This is a genomic window from Brevibacillus gelatini, assembly GCF_003710935.1.
GTDB classification, from domain to species: Bacteria; Bacillota; Bacilli; order Brevibacillales; family Brevibacillaceae; genus Brevibacillus; species Brevibacillus gelatini.
Map to the genome: position 1 here is coordinate 1 of NZ_RHHS01000021.1, position 18,615 is coordinate 18,615.

Annotated in this window: 13 protein-coding genes; 12 read left to right on the forward strand and 1 reads right to left on the reverse strand. The window is 52.6% G+C overall.

Annotated features, from left to right (window positions below; genetic code table 11):
• Positions 1-305: 305 nt before the first annotated feature.
• On the forward strand, positions 306-1,259 hold the full coding sequence (locus tag EDM57_RS09540) for a quinone oxidoreductase family protein (RefSeq protein WP_122904538.1): 954 nt from the start codon (positions 306-308) through the stop codon (positions 1,257-1,259).
• A 7-nt stretch (positions 1,260-1,266) separates the two neighbouring features.
• A complete protein-coding gene (locus EDM57_RS09545) occupies positions 1,267-1,701 on the forward strand; it encodes a MarR family winged helix-turn-helix transcriptional regulator (protein WP_122904539.1) in 435 nt (144 codons plus the stop codon).
• Positions 1,702-1,886: 185 nt separating this feature from the next.
• Here the strand turns inward: EDM57_RS09545 and EDM57_RS09550 are convergent, their stop codons facing one another.
• Complete coding sequence (locus EDM57_RS09550) at positions 1,887-3,257, reverse strand: SEC-C metal-binding domain-containing protein (protein WP_148039103.1); 1,371 nt, start codon at positions 3,255-3,257, stop codon at positions 1,887-1,889.
• 540 nt (positions 3,258-3,797) lie between these two features.
• Here EDM57_RS09550 and EDM57_RS09555 point away from each other — a divergent pair.
• The 10 genes from EDM57_RS09555 to lpdA all read left to right on the forward strand — a co-directional run bounded on the left by EDM57_RS09555 (position 3,798) and on the right by lpdA (position 18,542).
• The gene (locus EDM57_RS09555; protein ID WP_281274230.1) at positions 3,798-5,342 is read left to right on the forward strand and encodes a malate:quinone oxidoreductase; all 1,545 of its coding nucleotides are present in this window, start codon (positions 3,798-3,800) and stop codon (positions 5,340-5,342) included.
• A 461-nt stretch (positions 5,343-5,803) separates the two neighbouring features.
• Positions 5,804-7,192 (forward strand): amino acid permease, encoded by a 1,389-nt coding sequence (locus EDM57_RS09560; protein ID WP_122904542.1) that lies wholly within the window; start codon positions 5,804-5,806, stop codon positions 7,190-7,192.
• A 158-nt stretch (positions 7,193-7,350) separates the two neighbouring features.
• The gene (locus EDM57_RS09565; RefSeq protein ID WP_122904543.1) at positions 7,351-8,400 is read left to right on the forward strand and encodes an LLM class flavin-dependent oxidoreductase; all 1,050 of its coding nucleotides are present in this window, start codon (positions 7,351-7,353) and stop codon (positions 8,398-8,400) included.
• Between the two features lie 287 nt (positions 8,401-8,687).
• The gene (locus EDM57_RS09570; protein ID WP_246005781.1) at positions 8,688-10,370 is read left to right on the forward strand and encodes a DUF262 domain-containing protein; all 1,683 of its coding nucleotides are present in this window, start codon (positions 8,688-8,690) and stop codon (positions 10,368-10,370) included.
• 242 nt (positions 10,371-10,612) lie between these two features.
• Positions 10,613-12,523: a sigma-54-dependent Fis family transcriptional regulator gene (locus EDM57_RS09575; protein WP_122904544.1), complete on the forward strand. Its 1,911-nt coding sequence runs from the start codon at positions 10,613-10,615 to the stop codon at positions 12,521-12,523.
• Positions 12,524-12,560: 37 nt separating this feature from the next.
• Positions 12,561-13,397, forward strand: coding sequence for a lipoate--protein ligase family protein (locus tag EDM57_RS09580; protein WP_122904545.1), 837 nt, complete (start codon positions 12,561-12,563; stop codon positions 13,395-13,397).
• Positions 13,398-13,684: 287 nt separating this feature from the next.
• Positions 13,685-14,677 (forward strand): thiamine pyrophosphate-dependent dehydrogenase E1 component subunit alpha, encoded by a 993-nt coding sequence (locus EDM57_RS09585; RefSeq protein ID WP_122904546.1) that lies wholly within the window; start codon positions 13,685-13,687, stop codon positions 14,675-14,677.
• A gap of 18 nt (positions 14,678-14,695) precedes the next feature.
• Positions 14,696-15,733: an alpha-ketoacid dehydrogenase subunit beta gene (locus tag EDM57_RS09590; protein ID WP_122904547.1), complete on the forward strand. Its 1,038-nt coding sequence runs from the start codon at positions 14,696-14,698 to the stop codon at positions 15,731-15,733.
• A gap of 100 nt (positions 15,734-15,833) precedes the next feature.
• Entirely contained in the window at positions 15,834-17,150 is a 1,317-nt protein-coding gene (locus tag EDM57_RS09595) for a dihydrolipoamide acetyltransferase family protein (RefSeq protein ID WP_122904574.1), read from the forward strand.
• A 12-nt stretch (positions 17,151-17,162) separates the two neighbouring features.
• Positions 17,163-18,542 (forward strand): dihydrolipoyl dehydrogenase, encoded by a 1,380-nt coding sequence (gene lpdA, locus EDM57_RS09600; protein WP_122904548.1) that lies wholly within the window; start codon positions 17,163-17,165, stop codon positions 18,540-18,542.
• Positions 18,543-18,615: the final 73 nt, after the last annotated feature.

Sequence of the window (18,615 nt, forward strand, 5' to 3'; positions counted from 1 at the left end):
ATTTTCGTATAAAAAGTCGACTTTGCGACTTAGAGATGCCCCCTTTGCATTTCAAAAACCTTGATAATCAATATTCCCATTTTGTGGATTTTAACTGATTGGAGATTTCTGGACAGTCCCTAAAACTTGCCGTTACAAACAGCGCGGAGAGAGCCGTATCACAAGCAGGGCGAAGTTTTTCCAATATACCAAGAGCTGTCTTCAAACCAAACAGGAAAAAATATGTGCATTTCGCACATATATCATGTTATACTCAATTATGTGCAAAACGCACATATTTTGAGTGAAAGAAGGGAACAATTACGATGATGGCAGCTATTGTGAAGGAAAAGGGAACCCCCCCTGTACTGGGCCAATTTGATCCCCCTGTTGTGACAGAGGGGCACGTTATCGTTAACGTTTCGGCGACAGCCTTGAGTCGAGTGAGTAAGTTCCGTTCACTTGGTATGCATTACTCATCTGAAGGCAACTTTCCAATGGTGGCCGGCATGGATGGTGTTGGAACTTTGGAAGATGGGACTCGTGTTTACTTTGCGCTGCCTGCTTGGCCTTATGGCAGCTTGGCTGAACAAACTATGGTGAGTGAAAAGCTGCTTGTCCCTTTGCCAGACGGCATTGATGACGTAACCGCGGCCGCGATAGCGAACCCGGCGATGTCTTCATGGGCGGCGTTGGTATTTAAAGCGGGCTTCAAGCCCGGCCAAACTGTTTTGATTAATGGGGCCACTGGAGCATCGGGGAGTTTGGCGGTTCAGATCGCTAAGGGTCTGGGAGCCAAGAAAATTATTGTCACCGGGCGCAACGAATCGAAATTACAAGCGCTTGAAGCCGATAAAGCAATTTCATTTGATATGACGGCAGAGAACGGACAGACCAGCTTTGAACATGCCCTAATGCCAGTGTTTGCTGAAGGCGTTGATGTTGTATTGGATTATCTTTGGGGCGATAGCGCAATCGCCATCATGTCCGCTCTTGCTAAAATAAATACGGATCGTGCAACCCGCTTTGTGAGCATTGGGACTGCAGCTGGCCAAGAAAGCATTCCATTGCCTTCATCCATTCTCCGGGCATCAACCATTGAACTGGTAGGCAGCGGGGGGAAGAGTGTTTCAAAAGCAGATATGTTATCCGCGGTGAAAGGGGTTTTTGAGATGGCCGCCAATGGTCAACTAGCCATTTCCACAACGGAGTTTGCTTTGGAGGCTATCGAAGCTGCGTGGAACGCTCCATTGACGCCGCGCCCGGTGATTAAGGTATAATAAATGCATGGAACATGAAATTTTCAGAGCGCTAATTGACTTGGTTTCCCTTCTCAATCGGCCAGACCGTGATTTGAAAATGATTGCCAAGGCAGGTGTGAATTTGGAAGCGGCTGCCTTCCGCGTCTTGGTTGGGATCGCGCATCTCCCATCAACGAGTGTTGGTGAGTTGGCTGCCATGATGGGGAAAAGTTATTCGAGTGTCAGTCGGCAAATTGATAAGTTAGAGAATGCCGGGTTGGTTCGAACATATCCATCAAGTTCAGATTCGCGCATACGCGTGTCTGAATTGACGAAACACGGGGAGGAAATCATTGCAAAGATCAATCACACCCGTGAGCGCATGATGCAAGAAGCTTTGGCAGATTGGACTCGGGAGGATAAAGAAAGCTTATTGTTTCAGTTACGACATTTATACCAAACGATGAAGAGGCTAGACTAGTCCTCTTGCGTAAAGAGTGGTGCAAGACAGCCCTTGTAACGGATGAAGGTCCGTTACAAGGGCTGTTTTTTGCTGCTTGCTCGATCTCCCCCAAGCAAGGAGATTGGTGAAAAACAAGGACAGCTATCGAAGCTGCCCTATTCATTTTCCAAAGTAAAATGATGGGAACTGAGTTAAGCAGGTCATCATCTCCTGCCAACCGCCGTATGCTTCTTCAACCACTGAAGCAATTTCCCCTCGCGCCGCCAAAGATGGTAGTTGGCATCAACATACATAATGGCTTCGTTTGTATCGCCATGACCATAATAATCTGGCGCCTGGCCAGGCAATTTTTTTCGACCCAAGAGAAAATCAATGACGTGGGGATTCTGCTGAACGGCCTTATCCAGTAAATGATCCAGTTTTGCAGAAAGCCCATTTTTCTTGTACGCAAGCAGCAGACGACTGTAATTCATGTAAGCACTGTTTTCTTCATAGGTTTCTAATAGTCGCGATGCTTTTTCAAACTTGTTCAACTCAATGTAGATGGACAGCAAAGAGTAGCGGACTCCTTGGTTATCGTTAGGGTTAAGATCGAGCATTTCTGCAAATTCTTTTTCAGCTAGCTCTAATTGTCCTGCCACCAAAAGGCAATTGGCGTAGCCTTCCTTTGAACGCATATACGGGCGGGTGTGAATCAGTCCCCAAAAATGGCCGCGATCTTCATGAAAACTTCTCAAGCCAAGCTCTCGCTCCCCGGCTTCTTTTCCTTGTTTGTAAAATTGAATAGCCTCCTCCAGATCACCACTTGATTCAGCGAGGATGTTATAGGCATCCGGACTGTCTGGATAGAGTTGAATCGCTTGTATGGCCAGTTCCACTCGTTTTGAAGCAGAAGGTTCTTCCCACGCATCATAGAGGAGATTTTGTGCCATCTCTTTTGGATCGAGGGATGCGTTTTTAGTCTGACGAGCCTGGCCAGAGAGATGAGCGTTGATAAACTCATGCAGTTGTTCCGTTGATTCAAACTCTTTTCCCTTAACCATGTTTGTAATCTCGTACATAGCCCTTTCTGCAGAAAGAAGAGGTGTATGGGTATGTGCTTGCTGGCTGTTGTTTTCTTGAAAAATGGTATCGAACAACCATTCCTCATTGAAAATTTCCTGCGCACGTTTGGAGATCGTTGCTACCGAGACACCGTATTTTTCCGATAACGCAGATTGTGTCACAGGAAGGTCCAGTATTTGGGCAACACAGTATTCAACGGCAGCTTCCATGGCACCAGTTTTCTTTACAATGGGACGAATATTGTTTGCGAACAGATTCCAAAGTTGAATGGCGAAAGCAATAACACTGGGTTCATACTGGGGATACATGGAATGGACGATGTTTCGGGCTATCAGCTCATATTGCTCATGATCCCAATCAAATTCCTCTTCCATGAATAAAAAAAGAAGGGCTTTGGAATCTTGAGGCGCTGATAGTGAATAACTTCTGAGTTCGTCTTGAGGTAGACAACATTTTTTGTACTTTTTCCCGCTTCCGCATGGGCAGGGATCGTTTCTGCCGACTTTCAAATGGATCACTTCCCTCGTGCTACATATTCGTTGCTACCAGTATATCATAGGTCTATGATGTTCTTTTGAGTTGTTTCGCAATAAAGGCTTGCAATAGCGAATGAAGAAAGAATAAATAGCGAATAAATAAGGAACCAAATCGTGCAGCCGAAACAGGCAACCCAATTCCATTTCCCAAGGCAAACCCACCCATAACGCCCAAAAAGCGAATTTTTCTATATTGTAATTTATGTTAAAAAATGGAATAAACCTCGCAAAAAACCCGCCAAAAACCAAAGCAACGTCGGTACGCCAAACCGGGTAAAGGCATTGGTTTTTGCGTAATTACAAGGTTTTTTGCGATGTTTTTTAGCTCTCCCTACAAAAAGTATGCCATTACTAAAATTTACTGTATCTTTAATAGCATATAACTATCAATATATAGCAAATATTTTATTCTAAAGACAAAAGTGATACACTATATAACAGGTTGTAATTATTCCAGAAAAGGTGTGTACTAGGTAGCACCCTGACTTGCAACGGGGCCAGATCAGGAGCCGCCTGCATCTTTTCTCCAAATACGAGCGAGTTAGGACGGTAAAAATGAGTAACAGACAAATGCAAACAGACGTTATCTTAATTGGTGCCGGCATCATGAGTGCGACTCTAGGTTCACTGCTGAAAGAATTAGTACCAGACTGGAAAATTACAGTGTTTGAAAAGCTCTCCAAAGCAGGAGAGGAAAGCTCCAACGAATGGAACAATGCCGGAACCGGACATGCCGCACTTTGTGAGCTGAACTACACAAGTGAAAAGAAAGACGGATCGATCGACATTAGCAAGGCGATCAAGATCAACGAGCAGTTCCAGGTTTCCATGCAGTTTTGGGCTCATCTCGTAAACAGCAAGCTGATTCGCAATCCGCAAGACTTCATTATGCCATTGCCGCACATGAGCATGGTGCAAGGCGAGAAAAACGTAGCGTTTTTGAAGAAGCGTTTCGAAGCGATGTCCCAAAATCCGCTGTTCCAAGGCATGGAGTTTTCCGATGACCCGGAAAAACTGAAGGAATGGATTCCGCTCGTGATGGAAGGCCGTACTTCGAATGAGCCAATCGCAGCCACGAAGATCGACACAGGAACAGACGTCAACTTCGGGGCTTTGACGCGGATGTTGTTTGACCACCTGAAGGCGCAAAACGTTGAAGTAAATTATGAGCATAGCGTTGAAGATATTAAACGTGCCAGCGACGGCTCGTGGGAATTGAAAGTGAAAAACCTGAAAAACGGCATCGTGCAACGCCACAAGGCGAAGTTTGTCTTTATCGGTGGCGGTGGCGGAAGTCTGCATTTGCTGCAAAAATCCGGCATTCCGGAAGGGAAGCGCATTGGCGGATTCCCGGTAAGCGGTATCTTCATGGTTTGTAAAAACCCGGAAATTGTGGCGAAGCATCATGCAAAAGTATACGGAAAAGCCAAGGTTGGCGCTCCGCCGATGTCTGTGCCGCACTTGGACACACGTTATATCGATGGCAAGAAATCGTTGCTGTTTGGACCTTTTGCCGGGTTCTCGCCGAAGTTTTTGAAAACCGGCTCCATGTTCGATTTGATTACTTCGGTCAAACCGAACAACGTGCTGACGATGTTGGCAGCAGGCGCAAAAGAGATGGCGCTTACAAAGTACCTGATTCAGCAAGTCATGCTGTCCAAAGAGCAGCGTATGGCAGAGCTGCGCGAGTTTATCCCGAACGCGAAGAGCGAGGACTGGGATTTGGTCGTGGCCGGACAGCGCGTGCAGGTTATCAAGGACACCGAGGCAGGCGGAAAAGGAACACTGCAGTTTGGTACAGAAGTCATTACGTCGGCGGACGGCTCGATTGCGGCGCTGTTGGGTGCTTCTCCGGGAGCTTCCACTGCCGTGTCCGTCATGCTTGAGGTCATTAAAAAATGCTTCCCGCAGCATATGAACGAGTGGGAAGCGAAAATCAAAGAAATGATTCCTTCTTATGGCGTGTCATTGATGGACAACCCAGAGCTGTTGCATGAAATTCACTCCTACACAGCAAAGGCGCTGGGACTCGACAAAAAAGTGGCTGTCGCCCGGTAGCCAGCCAGTAATCCATATAAGAGCGAAGCGGTCTTTTCCCTGCGATCTGTAGGGGGAAGGCCGTTTGTTTTTCCCATACCTGGCCGGATTTCGGTCGTGCTCTTTGCGGGCATGGCGAGGGTGGAATGGCAGGATACGAGAAATATATTTTATCTGTCATATATTTTTTAATTTAATATAATCTGAATATATTGATTTACCAACAGTTTTTCTTGTGAATACAATTGTTATTATCAGAAAAACATATTACAATAAACAAGTGTTTCTGGAGTAAAGCGCTAAAAGGGGGAGAGAATAATCTTACCAACTATTGGGAATGCTTTATTAGAAGCACTACAGGATGTAGCGGAACGTTTTTTTATCAAGAAAAACTGATCGCCTGCTCATGATGTGTAGATTAGGTAGTGTTCATAGCTTTCCTAAATTACAGCTAGTGATAGCAGAGAGGAAGAAGAACCGAAGTGGAAAAGAAAGAATTAAACAGGGGTCTGGAAACGCGTCACATTCAAATGATCGCTTTGGGCGGCACAATTGGCGTAGGACTCTTTATGGGCTCGGCAAGCACCATTCAATGGACAGGTCCATCCGTCATGCTTGCTTATGCAATAGTAGGAATCTTTATATTTTTTATCATGCGCGCCATGGGGGAAATGCTGTATGTTGAGCCGAGCACCGGGTCGTTCGCGACGTTTGGCTACAAGTACATTCATCCATTGGCTGGTTACTTGACGGCCTGGAGCAACTGGTTCCAGTGGGTCGTCGTGGGGATGTCGGAGATTATCGCTGTCGGGGCGTACATGAAATACTGGTTCCCGGATTTGCCAGCATGGATTCCAGGGATTATTGCCATGCTGATTCTCGGGGCAGCGAACTTGTTCTCTGTGAAGTCGTTTGGTGAATTTGAGTTTTGGTTTGCCATGATTAAAATTGTGACGATCGTCTTGATGATTGTTGCCGGAATTGGCCTGATTTTCTTCGGTTTTGGCAACGGCGGCAATGCCATCGGGTTGTCGAATCTGTGGGAACATGGCGGCTTTTTTGCTGGAGGCTGGACAGGCTTTTTCTTCGCTTTGTCATTGGTAATCGGGGCTTATCAAGGTGTTGAATTGATCGGGATTACGGCTGGTGAGGCAAAAGATCCGAAGAAAACATTGACGAGTGCCATTCAAAGCATCATTTGGCGTATTCTCATTTTCTACATCGGTGCCATTTTTGTAATTGTAACCGTTTACCCTTGGGATCAATTGCAGACAATTGGCAGCCCGTTCGTGGCAACGTTCGCGAAAATCGGGATTACAGCGGCAGCAGGATTCATCAACTTTGTCGTTATCACGGCAGCGATGTCCGGCTGCAACAGCGGTATTTACAGTGCGGGACGCATGCTGTATACGCTGGGTGTTAACGGACAAGCTCCGAAAATTTTCACCAAACTGTCCCATAACGGTGTGCCGCTTTTGGGTACGATTGGCGTGCTGATCGGTTTGGGTGTCGGCGTTATTTTGAGCTATATCGCGCCGGAAAATCTGTTTGTATATGTGTACAGCGCAAGCGTGCTGCCAGGAATGGTTCCGTGGTTTGTCATTCTTATCAGCCAAATCCGCTTCCGCAAACAAAGAGCGGCAGAGCTTAGCAATCATCCGTTCAAGATGCCGCTGGCTCCACTGACCAACTACATCACGATTGCCTTTTTGCTGATGGTACTGGTCGGTATGTGGATCAACGATGAAACACGCGTCTCGCTGATTGCGGGTATTGTGTTCCTGGGCATCATGACGATCACCTTTTACGCTTTTGGCATTGGCAAGGCGGCTCCGCTTGATGAACAGGCTGGGGAAGGCAAGCGAAAATAATCATTTACATGCATCAACGATAGGGACATTGGCGACGGTGTCCCTATCGTTTTATTTTTGTGCGGAAAAAATGGGGCAGAACACTTGCAGGCTTGAAATTTAATTTCGAGAATCTTAAAATAAAAATAATGATGCGAAACAGTGAGGAGGCTTTTTGCGTGGAAATCGGGGTAAGCACCTTTGTAGAAACGACGCCGGACCCACAAACCGGCGAGGTCATCAGCCATGCGCAGCGTTTGCGCGAAGTGGTCGAGGAAATTGTGTTGGCGGACCAGGTAGGACTTGATGTGTTTGGCGTTGGCGAGCATCACCGGAAAGACTTCGCGGCATCTTCTCCTGCGATGGTGCTGGCAGCGGCTGCGCCGCAGACCAGGCGGATCCGATTGACGAGTGCCGTTACCGTGCTGTCCTCGGACGATCCGGTGCGTGTCTTTCAGGATTTTGCAACGCTCGATGCGCTCTCGAACGGACGGGCGGAAATCATGGCCGGGAGAGGGTCTTTTATCGAGTCGTTTCCGCTGTTCGGCTATGATTTGAACGATTACGATGAACTGTTCGAAGAAAAGCTGGAATTGCTGCTGAAAATCTGCGCGTCGGAAAAAGTGACCTGGAGCGGCAAGCATCGGCCTGCCATCCATAATCTCGGGATTTATCCTCGGCCTGTCCAGGACCCGCTGCCTGTCTGGATTGGCAGCGGCGGCAACACACAATCGGTTATTCGCGCCGGACTGCTGGGGCTTCCGCTCGTTCTCGCCATTATTGGCGGCCGTCCGGTGCAGTTTGCGCCGCTGGTCGAATTGTACAAGCGCGCGGCGATCCAAGGCGGTCACGATCCCCGCAAGCTGAAGGTGGCTTCCCACTCGCACGGTTTCATTGATTGGGATACGGAGACGGCAGCCGACAAGTTTTTCCCGTCTACCCAGTATGTCATGAACGTCCTGGGACGGGAGCGCGGCTGGGGGCATTACGACCGCGCAAGCTTTGATGCGGCCAGAAGCTTTGAAGGCGCTCTGTATGTCGGCGACCCGGAAACGGTAGCGGCGAAGATCGTTCACCTGCGCAAACAGGTCGGGATTACCCGCTTCATGCTGCACGTCCCTGTAGGAACGATGCCGCACGATCAGGTCATGCAGGCCATTCGGCTCTTGGGCACCGAGGTGGCGCCGCGCGTGCGCGAAGAGGTAGCGAAGTGGGAAGCGGCGGAGTGAGCCAGTCGTCAGAAGCATAGTCTGCTCTGTCCGGGGAAGTTCCGCGTGACAGCAGAAAGGCAAGTTGGATGAGGCGGAAGCAGGCAGATGCTCCGCCTTTTTCACTTTGGATGGGACAAGACAGAATGCTCAGGCGAATGAACGCTTTTTCCGGAATGGGATGAATTAACGGTTTCAAAGAACTGGAAGGTAGGGTATATTCCTAGATGAGCATAAATACCTATTTCTGTAGTTGGATGACCTATTATCAAGCGTTCGGGGAGGCAGCATTTTGAAGACGACGTTATTTGCGCAGGAGACTCCTTTGCAAAAAAGTCTTTTCCGATGATTACCTGTTTACGATTCCTTCCGTTCAGCGTCCGTACTCATGGACAACCAACGAGGCCGGGGAGCTGCTGGATGATTTGCTCGACTTTATCGAGCATCACAGGATTACGGAAAAAAATATTGGCGATGTAGAGGAGCCTTATTTTCTCGGCAGCATTGTACTGGTTAAAAAAGACGGCCCTCAGGCCGAAGTGCTGGACGGCCAGCAGCGGCTTACGACATTGACGATTTTGCTTGCGGTATTGCGCGATTACTTGGGAGATGACTACGCGAGCGAGATTGATAGCATGATCGTGCAAAGAGGCAGCAAAATCCGGAACATCGCCGATACATACCGTCTCTGTCTGCGCAATCGGGACAGCGACTTTTTCAGAGTGAACATTCAGGAGCGGGGCGCTACGCAAAAGCTGAATGCGGACACGACGGTGAAAACCGATAGTCAAAAAGCGATTCGGGATAACGCCTTGTACTTTTTGGAGCGGTTGAACGATTTGGAGCCGCAGACGGTCAAGACGCTGCCTGGCGTGATCGCAACGCTTTGCTACATTGTCGTGGTGTCGACTCCCAATTTTGATTCGGCGTTCCGCATTTTTACCGTGCTGAATGATCGCGGGCTGGATCTGATGACGAGTGATATTTTCAAGGCACAGGTCATTGGCGATATACCCAAAGACCAGCAGGATCAGTACACCAGCAAGTGGGAGGATGTCGAGGTTTCTCTCGGCAGGGATCGCTTTAACAAGCTGTTCGATCACATGCGGATGATTATCCAGAAGCGAAAAGGCAGCGCGAATTACAAGGACGAGTACAACGAGATTTTCTCCACGATCAGCGGGAGCAAGTTTATTGATGAATACTTGATCCCGTATGGAGAGATTTATTTACAGCTGGTAAACTACAATTCATTTTTCAGCCAGCAGCCACAGCTCATGAAGATTTTGAGCTTGTTAAACCGCATCGACAACAGCGACTGGATTCCGCCTGCCATGTATTACATGCGTCATCACAATCAAAAGGTAGAGGCTTTTCTCAATCGTCTGGAGGTGCTCGCTGGCACGAGCATGATTCTCAGAAAAAATTTCAACTGGCGCATGTCCCGTTACTCGCAAATTTTAAGAGAGATGGATAAAGGCGTCGACATGTTTTCGGACGAGTCGGCCCTTGAGGTGACGGAAGAGGACAAGAAGGAAGTCATTCGTATGCTGAATGGAGATGTGTATACGGATCTCAAGGATACAGCGAAGCGGTATTTGCTCTTGCGCCTCGACTCGCTTTTGACGACGGGACAGCCTTACTACGACTATTCGGTTATTACCGTCGAGCACGTCTTGCCGCAAACGCCCAAACCGAACAGCGACTGGCTGCAGCATTTTCCCAACCCTGCCGAGTATGTTCATAAACTGGGGAATCTCGTGTTGCTGACACGGGCCAAAAATGCCCAGGCCAAAAACTACGATTTTCAAAAGAAGAAAGCTTCTTATTTTCAAACGAGCAACGGAATCAGCTCGTTTGCGCTTACGACACAAGTGATTCAGGAGAAAGAGTGGACGCCTGAAATTTTACAGAAAAGACAAGAGAAGCTGATCGAGTTGCTCAAGAACGCCTGGAATTTGCACACAAACAGCACGACGACAAGTCCGTGACACATGGACGCTTTTGGTAGTTGGCGCATGAGGATGCGGAAAAAGGAAAAGAGAGACGATGGCTGCTGATAGGGCAGGGCCATCGTCTCTTTTTGATGTTCGTGTCAAGTGCAGACAATGATTTTGGCGAGCAGCCGTCCGTCTTGCACACAAAGTCAAAAACAGACAAAGCTTGAAACTTCTGAACATTCGGGATAATCTTGAGGAAAGGATTGATTCGTAAAGCGGAGGGTGGTTGATGCATGTTCGAGGAAAGCGTTTCGTTGCGGGTGTGGAAACGTTTTGTTCAAGAAGGTGTAATTGACTCAGCACGAATCAACAAACGAATTACAGAGTCGTGGCATCGGTGCAAAAGAAATCAGGTGAATCCGTATGCAGGAACGGGACAGGTTGTGTTGTCAGGAGACGCATTGAAAAGACAGAAGGAGAGCAGCCGACATTTGCTGGAGCTTGCCTTGCCGCAGATTGATCGGCTGTCGCCCTTTATCCACGACGTGGGAATGATCGCGCTCGTCATTGATCCCGAAGGCTACGTGCTAAGCATGCGCGGCGAAAAACGGGCGCTTTTGGCTGCAAACGAGATCAACTTCGTCGAGGGCGTGCGCTGGACGGAAGAAGAGGTAGGGACGAACGCAATCGGGACCGCGCTCATGGCAAAAGAGGCGATCATGGTCAACGGGACGGAGCATTATTCTGTTGCCTCGCATCATTGGAGCTGCTTTGCTGCGCCGATTCGCGACGAAGCAGGCGGCCTGCTCGGGGTCATAGACGTATCCAGCCCGCTTGAGCGGAGCCATCCCCAGGCGATGGCGATTGTCATGACATTGGCGTACTCCATCGAGCAGGCGTGGATGAAGCAGCGGCAGCAGGACGAGCTGGAATTGCTGCAGCGCTCCGTGCTTTTGGCCGATGAACCGGAACGGCAGCTCGTCGTCTACAACAAGGAAGAGCGGGTAGTGTACGCGAGTGCGGACATACGCAGGCTAATCGCTGGCTGGTCGGGCCGGACGCGGCGCGAGCTGGCCGAATACGGACTGATGGAGGTCAGACAAGCTCCGGTGTTCTCCGTTCGCCATAACGGCTTGATTGGCTGGCTGGTCGAAGTGGCTCCCGGCAGCACGCGGGCTCCGCGCATTTTTTTAAGCGGCAGTCCCGCCTTTCAGTTCAAAGGTGAGAAGGGAACCAGTGCCGCTTTTGCCAGTGTGCTGCGGGAGCTGGAGAGAATCGCGCCAACGGACAGCAATGTCGTGATTTACGGCGAGAGCGGCACGGGAAAAGAGCTGGTGGCGCAAGCGATTCACGACAACAGCCCGCGTCGGGAAGGGCCGTTTGTCGCGGTCAACTGCGGGGCGATTCCGCGCGAGCTGATGGAAAGCGAGCTGTTTGGCTACGTCGAGGGTGCCTTCACTGGAGCGCGCCGCCGCGGGTACAAGGGCAAGCTGGCGCAGGCCAACGGAGGAACGCTGTTTCTCGACGAGATCGGAGAAATTCCGGCGGCGATGCAGGTAGCCTTGCTGCGCGTTCTCCAGGAGCGAAAAGTCACGCCGATTGGCAGTACGGAAGAACAGTCGCTGGATATTCGCGTCATCGCGGCTACGCACCGCAATTTGCGCCAGCAGGTGAGCGAAGGCACTTTTCGCGAGGATTTGTACTATCGGCTGCACGTGCTGCCCGTCTCGCTGCCGCCGCTGCGTGCGCGCAAGGAGGACATTCCGCTGCTCATTTTGCATTATTGCCGCAAAAACGGCTACGCCGAGCTGGAGCTGCCAGACGTTTTGCAAAAGGAGCTTTTGGCCTACGACTGGCCGGGAAACATTCGCGAGCTGTACAACGTGGTAGAGCGGCTCAGGGTGATTCCGAGAGAAGATTGGAAGCGTTTTCTTTTTGGGCTGACCCAGCCTGATTGGATCGAGGATTTTTCCGTCTCCACGCACTCCGGCCAGTCAGGAACAGATTTGCGGCTTGGCGCAGGTCACGCGGCGAACAAGCCTGCTTTTTACGAGCCGGACTCCTTGCGCTACCGCGAGCAGCTGGAACGGCAAACGATCATCCAGGCGCTGGAAAAGAGCGGCGGCAGCGCATCTGTAGCGGCAGAGCTGTTGGGCATTCCGCGCAGCACTTTTTACCGCAAGCTGAAAAAGTATCGGCTCTGAGCCGCTGACGACGAAAACAACAGGGAGGGACGCACGCATGCAACCAACATGGCGACATACGACGCTGCAACTGCTCGACACGACCTCCCGGATGCATACGGGGGACGTGCTTGTCCCGTTTGGCATCGACGAAGCATACGCACGTCGGTGTGCGAAAGATGCGACGATCGCGCCGCTGGTTCATCTCTGGCGGCACGAAAAGGCAGTGGTGCTCGGCTCGCGCGACGCCAGGCTGCCACAGGCGGCAAAAGCAGTGCGTGAGCTGGAGGCAAAAGGGTATCGCACGGCTGTCCGGCAATCGGGAGGTGCGGCCGTTCCGCTCGCTCCGGGCGTGGTCAATTTGTCGCTGGTGATGCCCGTGGGAGCGGGCGACCTGAATCCCGAGCCATTTTTTGCGCAGATGGTCGAGCTGATTCGCGCAGTATTGGGCGAAGCGGGGGGACACATGAGCAGCGGGGAGGTTGCAGGCTCCTATTGTCCGGGAACGTACGACCTGGCGATTGACGGCTATAAATTTTGCGGGATTGCCCAGCGGCGTTTGACGCGCGCCGTCGCTGTGCAGGCGTTTATCAATGCAGAAGGCTGTGGGCGTGCGTACGGTGAGATCATCCAATCCTTTTACGAGACGGCTGCCCAAGGAGCATTGGCGGAGCAGTTTCCCGAGGTGCAGCCGGAGCGAATGGCAAGCCTGTCTGAGCTCGGCGTACCCGGAGGAGTAGCAGGGGTGGCCACGCGCCTGCGCGAGCTTCTGCAAACAGAGGGGGAAGCCTCCTTTTCGCTGCTGGAAGCCTGTCCGCCGTGGCTTGTTCAGGAGGCAGAGAGCGCGTTGCAGATGTTAAAAGGAAGGCAGCGTCATCTGGTCGGTTCATCATGAGCCGGCCTTTTTTTGTTTCGGGGAAGAACCAGTCCAAAGCAGAGGAGGAAGGCAAGAGAGGAAGGCGAGGCCCAGTGAGAAAGTGAGAAAAAATGAGACAAAATGGTACACCGTCTCAGATTGTCTCACCTGCGAGCAGCTTGTTCAGATGGAAATCGTCGGAAAAATGGCGCAAATAGCCGCTCTTTTCGGACAGACCCATGCTGGCACAAGGATTGCACTTAGGAAAAGGGCAAGGGCAATCAACCGATTGTTCCAGACAAGTCACGATGAAGGAGGCGTATCAGATGAAAGTAATCCAGGCGGAAGAACAGGTGCTGTCCCGTGAACAGGCGAAATGGATGTACCGCAAGATGCTGGAGATCCGCAAATTCGAGGACGCAGTTCACGTATTGTTCGGACAGGGCAAGCTGCCGGGCTTTGTTCACTTGTATGCGGGAGAAGAGGCGATTGCGGTTGGGCTGGGCGTACATCTGAACCAGCAGGACAGTATTACCAGCACGCACCGGGGGCACGGCCACTGCATTGCCAAAGAGTGCGACTTGAATGGAATGATGGCGGAGATTTACGGCAAGGCGACAGGGCTGTGCAAAGGCAAGGGCGGCTCGATGCACATTGCGGACCTCGACAAAGGAATGCTCGGGGCAAACGGCATCGTCGGCGGCGGATTCCCGCTGGCGTGCGGCTCGGCGCTGACAGCCAAGCTGAAAAAGACCAGTGCGGTCAGCGTATGTTTCTTCGGAGATGGCGCCAACAACCAGGGAACCTTCCACGAGGGCATGAATCTGGCGGCGATCTGGAAGCTGCCTGTCGTGTTTGTGGCTGAAAACAACGGGTACGCAGAGGCGACGCCGTTTGCATACGCCTCCAGCTGCACGCATATCGCTGATCGTGCAAGCGGTTACAATATGCCGGGCGTGCGAGTGGACGGCAAGGACGTGCTCGCTGTTTACCGGGCGGCAGAGGAAGCAGTGGCCCGTGCGCGGCGCGGCGAAGGCCCTACTCTGATTGAATGTGTGACTTACCGCAACTACGGGCATTTCGAAGGGGATGCGCAGAAGTACAAAAAAGAGACCGACAAGCAGGAGCATCTAAACGAAAAGGATGCGATTGCGATGTTCCGCAACCATTTGACCGCATCGCAAACGCTCGCGGAGGCGGAATTGACGGAAATCGAGCAGTCGGTGGAAGCGGCGATTCAGGAGGCCATCCGCTTTGCCGAGGAAAGCCCGTATCCGAACGCCGAAGAGCTGCTGACTGACGTGTACGTGTCGTACTAAGAGAGGGGGATGGAGAACATGACGAGAAAAATCAGCTTTTCTGCCGCTGTAAACGAAGCGATGAAGCTGGCGATGAGAGCCGACGAGAACGTGATTTTGCTGGGCGAGGACGTGGCTGGCGGCGCGCAGGTAGACCATTTGCAGGACGATGAAGCGTGGGGCGGCGTGCTTGGCGTGACCAAAGGGCTTGTGCAGGAGTTCGGCCGCGAGCGCGTGCTGGATACGCCGATTACCGAGGCGGGCTACATCGGGGCGGCCATGGCGGCTGCGGCAACAGGGATGCGGCCGATTGCCGAGCTGATGTTCAACGATTTTATCGGCAGCTGCCTGGACATGGTGATGAATCAGGGGGCGAAATTCCGCTACATGTTCGGCGGCAAGGCGCAGGTGCCGATCACGATTCGCACGATGCACGGTGCCGGATTCCGGGCGGCAGCGCAGCACTCGCAGAGTTTGTACGCCATGTTCACGCATATTCCTGGCATCAAGGTAGTCGTGCCGTCTACGCCGTATGAAGCAAAAGGCTTGCTGCTCGCTTCCATCGAGGACAACGATCCGGTCATTTTTTTCGAGGACAAGACGCTGTACAACACCACAGGAGAAGTTCCGGAAGACTACTACACGATCCCGCTCGGCGTAGCGGACATCAAGCGCACAGGCAGCGACCTGACGATTGTTGCCATCGGCAAGCAGGTGCAGACAGCGCTTGCGGCAGCTGACCAGTTGGCAAAAAAAGGGATCGAGGTTGAGGTGGTCGATCCGCGCACGCTGTCGCCGCTGGATGAGGATACGATATTGGCTTCTGTCGCGAAAACAAATCGGCTGATCGTGATTGACGAGGCGAATCCTCGCTGCAGCGTCGCCACTGATATTGCAGCGCTTGTCGCCGATAAAGGCTTTGACTATCTGGATGCGCCGATCAAGCGAATCACAGCGCCGCACACCCCCGTTCCGTTTTCGCCTGTGCTGGAAGACCTGTATTTGCCATCGCCGCAAAAGGTCATTCAGGTCGTGTCGGAAATGATCGGAGACGCTTCGATTACAGCCGTTTCCTGATCGACCGGGCAGCACCCGGCTGTCGGCAACAAGGGGAAGCCGGGTGCTTTTGCAGCGAAAAGACAAGCGCACAGACAAGGCAGGAGAGGAGAGAGCAGAAATGGCAGAAAATATCATCATGCCCAAGCTGGGAATGGCAATGGTGGAAGGGACGGTGATCGCCTGGAAGAAACGGGAGGGAGAGGCGGTCAAAAAAGGAGAAGGCATCGTCGACATCAGCTCGGAAAAAATTGAAATGGAAGTGGAGGCGGCTTCCGACGGCGTACTTTTGAAAATCGAGGTTCCCGAAGGCGGCGTCGTCCCCTACGGCACCGTGCTTGGCGTGATCGGACAGCCAGGGGAGCTGGCAGAGACGGCCTCTGTCGCCGCGTCGGCAAAAGCGACTTCCGAGTCGGCCGCTGCGCTGGCGGCTTCGGATGAGCAGCGGACAGCAGCAGGAGCGCCAGCGGCCACAACGGCAACGGCCGTACTGGATCGTCCGCGGGATGGGATCAAAATCTCCCCTGTCGCGCGCAAGATGGCCGAGGAAGCGGGGATTGACTACACTAAGCTGACGGGCACGGGACCACAGGGAAGAATCACCAAGGAAGACGTGGAGCGCTACCTCCAGGCTGGCGGGCAACTACAGCCGGATATGGCGGCACAAAGAGCAGAAGCGCAAGCGAACGCTGTACCAGTCGCAGGCGGCGGCAATCGCGTGGCAGCGGCAGCGAATACCGGCGAAAAGCAACCGGAGCGCATTCCAGTATCTGGCATGCGCAAAGTGATTGCCGAGCGCATGTACCAGAGCTTGCAGCAAAGCGCCCAGCTGACGATCACGATGCAGGCGGACATCACCGAGCTTTTGCAACTGAAAGAAAAGCTCTCGCCAGAAATGGAGCGCCGCTATCAGCTCAAGCTGTCGGTTACGGATTGGATCGCGAGGGCGGTCGTTCTGTCGCTTTTGCGCCACAAGCAGATGAACAGCGCGTATGTGGAAGACCGGATCGAGCTGTACGAAGAGGTTCATCTCGGAATCGCCGTCGCGCTGGAAAAAGGTCTGGTCGTCCCCGTTATTCGTCGGGCCGAGCAGAAGACGCTTGCCGAGCTGGCGAGCGAACTGAAATCCGTCAGCGCGAGGGCCAGACAAAATCAGCTCGCGCCAGAAGAAATGAAAGGCTCTACTTTTACGATCACCAACCTGGGCAGTTATGGCGTAGACACCTTTACCCCTGTGCTGAATCCGCCGGAAGCCGGGATACTGGGCGTGGGAGCGGCGAAGGACACGCCTGTATTTGTCGGCGACGAGCTGCAGCGCCGCACGTTATTGCCGCTCTCTCTGACATTTGACCATCGGGTGCTGGATGGTGCCCCGGCTGCTTCGTTTTTGGCGACAGTCCGGTCTTATCTGGAAGACCCGCACAGCCTGCTGGTCTAGGGAGGGAAAAGCATGTACGATATTGCGATTATCGGCGGAGGGCCAGCGGGCTACGTGGCGGCGATTACAGCGGCGCGCGCGGGAAAGCAGGTTGTGCTGATCGAACAAAAGGAGCTGGGCGGCACCTGCCTGAACGAAGGCTGCATGCCGACCAAAGCGCTGCTTGCCTGTGCGGACACGTATCAGCACGTCTTGCATGCAGGACGCTTTGGCATCGACATCCCTGTGAACCAGACGCGCGTCCAATGGGAGAAGGTGCACGCCTACAAGCAGGGCATCGTTCAAAAGCTGACTGGCGGCGTGCAATACTTGATGAAGCGCAACCAGGTGCAGGTCATGCGCGGACGCGCGACGTTTCACAACGAGCGCTCTTTGCGGGTGGAAACGGCAGACAGCACGAGCAGCGTAGAGGCAGAGAAATTTATTGTAGCGACCGGAGCGGAGCCAATTGCCCTTCCTTTTGCGCCATTCGACGGGGAGTGGATTTTGCACAGCAGTCACTGCCTGTCGTTGGAAAAGGCTCCGCCCGTGCTGCTCATCGTGGGCGGGGGAGTGATCGGCTGCGAATTTGCTTCTGTGTACAGCAGAATGGGCAGCCAGGTCGTCATCGTGGAGATGGCGGAGCAGCTTTTGCCGGGAGAAGACGCTGACATCGCGGCATTTCTGGAGCGCAGCCTGAAGCAGGAGGGCGTACAGCTGCATTTGGCCAGCAGCGTGGAAGCACTGGATCGCACGAACAGGCTGGCGCGCATCCGGACTCCGGAGGGGGTAAAGGAACTCAAGGCAGATGCCGTTCTTGTAGCGATTGGAAGAAAGCCGCGTCTGGACGGACTTGCGCTCGATCGAGCCGGGGTAAAGGCGACGGCGCGCGGAATTGAGGTAAACGAGCGCTTGCAGACGAGCCAGCCGCATATTTATGCCGCAGGAGATGCACGCGGAACGATTCAGCTTGCCCACGTCGCTTTTCACGAAGGCGAGATTGCTGCTCGCAACGCATGCGGGGAGGAAGCGACGCTCAACCTGCGCGCGGTTCCCCGTTGCATGTATACATCGCCGGAGGTGGCTTCCGTCGGATTGACGGAGCGTCAGGCCAGAGAGCGATACGCGGGGCTGCTCGTCGGCGAGTTTCCTTTTTCGGCCAACGGCAAGGCTCTGGTTTTGCAGGAAGGATCAGGCAAAGTAAAAGTGCTGGTGGAGCCAGAGTACCACGAGATCGTCGGCGTGACGTTGGTCGGTCCGCTGGCAACAGAGCTGATCGGGCAGGCGGCACTTCTTTTGCATACCGAAATGACGGCAGATGCCATGGAGAGCTTTATCGCCCCGCATCCGACGCTTTCAGAGGCGCTGAACGAGGCCGTTCGCGGGGCGCTTGGACATGCGATTCACGGATAGCAGAAACAAAAGCGGACGACTTGCAAGCGATGCAAAAAGGCAAAACAGACAGCCCTCCCCCAAGCCTGTCAAG

Coding starts and splice junctions, on each gene's coding strand:
- EDM57_RS09580 (WP_122904545.1), top strand. CDS start 12,561: ATGCAACCAACATGGCGACATACGACGCTGCAACTGCTCGACACGACC.
- EDM57_RS09595 (WP_122904574.1), top strand. CDS start 15,834: ATGGCAGAAAATATCATCATGCCCAAGCTGGGAATGGCAATGGTGGAA.
- EDM57_RS09545 (WP_122904539.1), top strand. CDS start 1,267: ATGGAACATGAAATTTTCAGAGCGCTAATTGACTTGGTTTCCCTTCTC.
- EDM57_RS09585 (WP_122904546.1), top strand. CDS start 13,685: ATGAAAGTAATCCAGGCGGAAGAACAGGTGCTGTCCCGTGAACAGGCG.
- EDM57_RS09590 (WP_122904547.1), top strand. CDS start 14,696: ATGACGAGAAAAATCAGCTTTTCTGCCGCTGTAAACGAAGCGATGAAG.
- EDM57_RS09540 (WP_122904538.1), top strand. CDS start 306: ATGATGGCAGCTATTGTGAAGGAAAAGGGAACCCCCCCTGTACTGGGC.
- EDM57_RS09575 (WP_122904544.1), top strand. CDS start 10,613: ATGTTCGAGGAAAGCGTTTCGTTGCGGGTGTGGAAACGTTTTGTTCAA.
- lpdA (WP_122904548.1), top strand. CDS start 17,163: ATGTACGATATTGCGATTATCGGCGGAGGGCCAGCGGGCTACGTGGCG.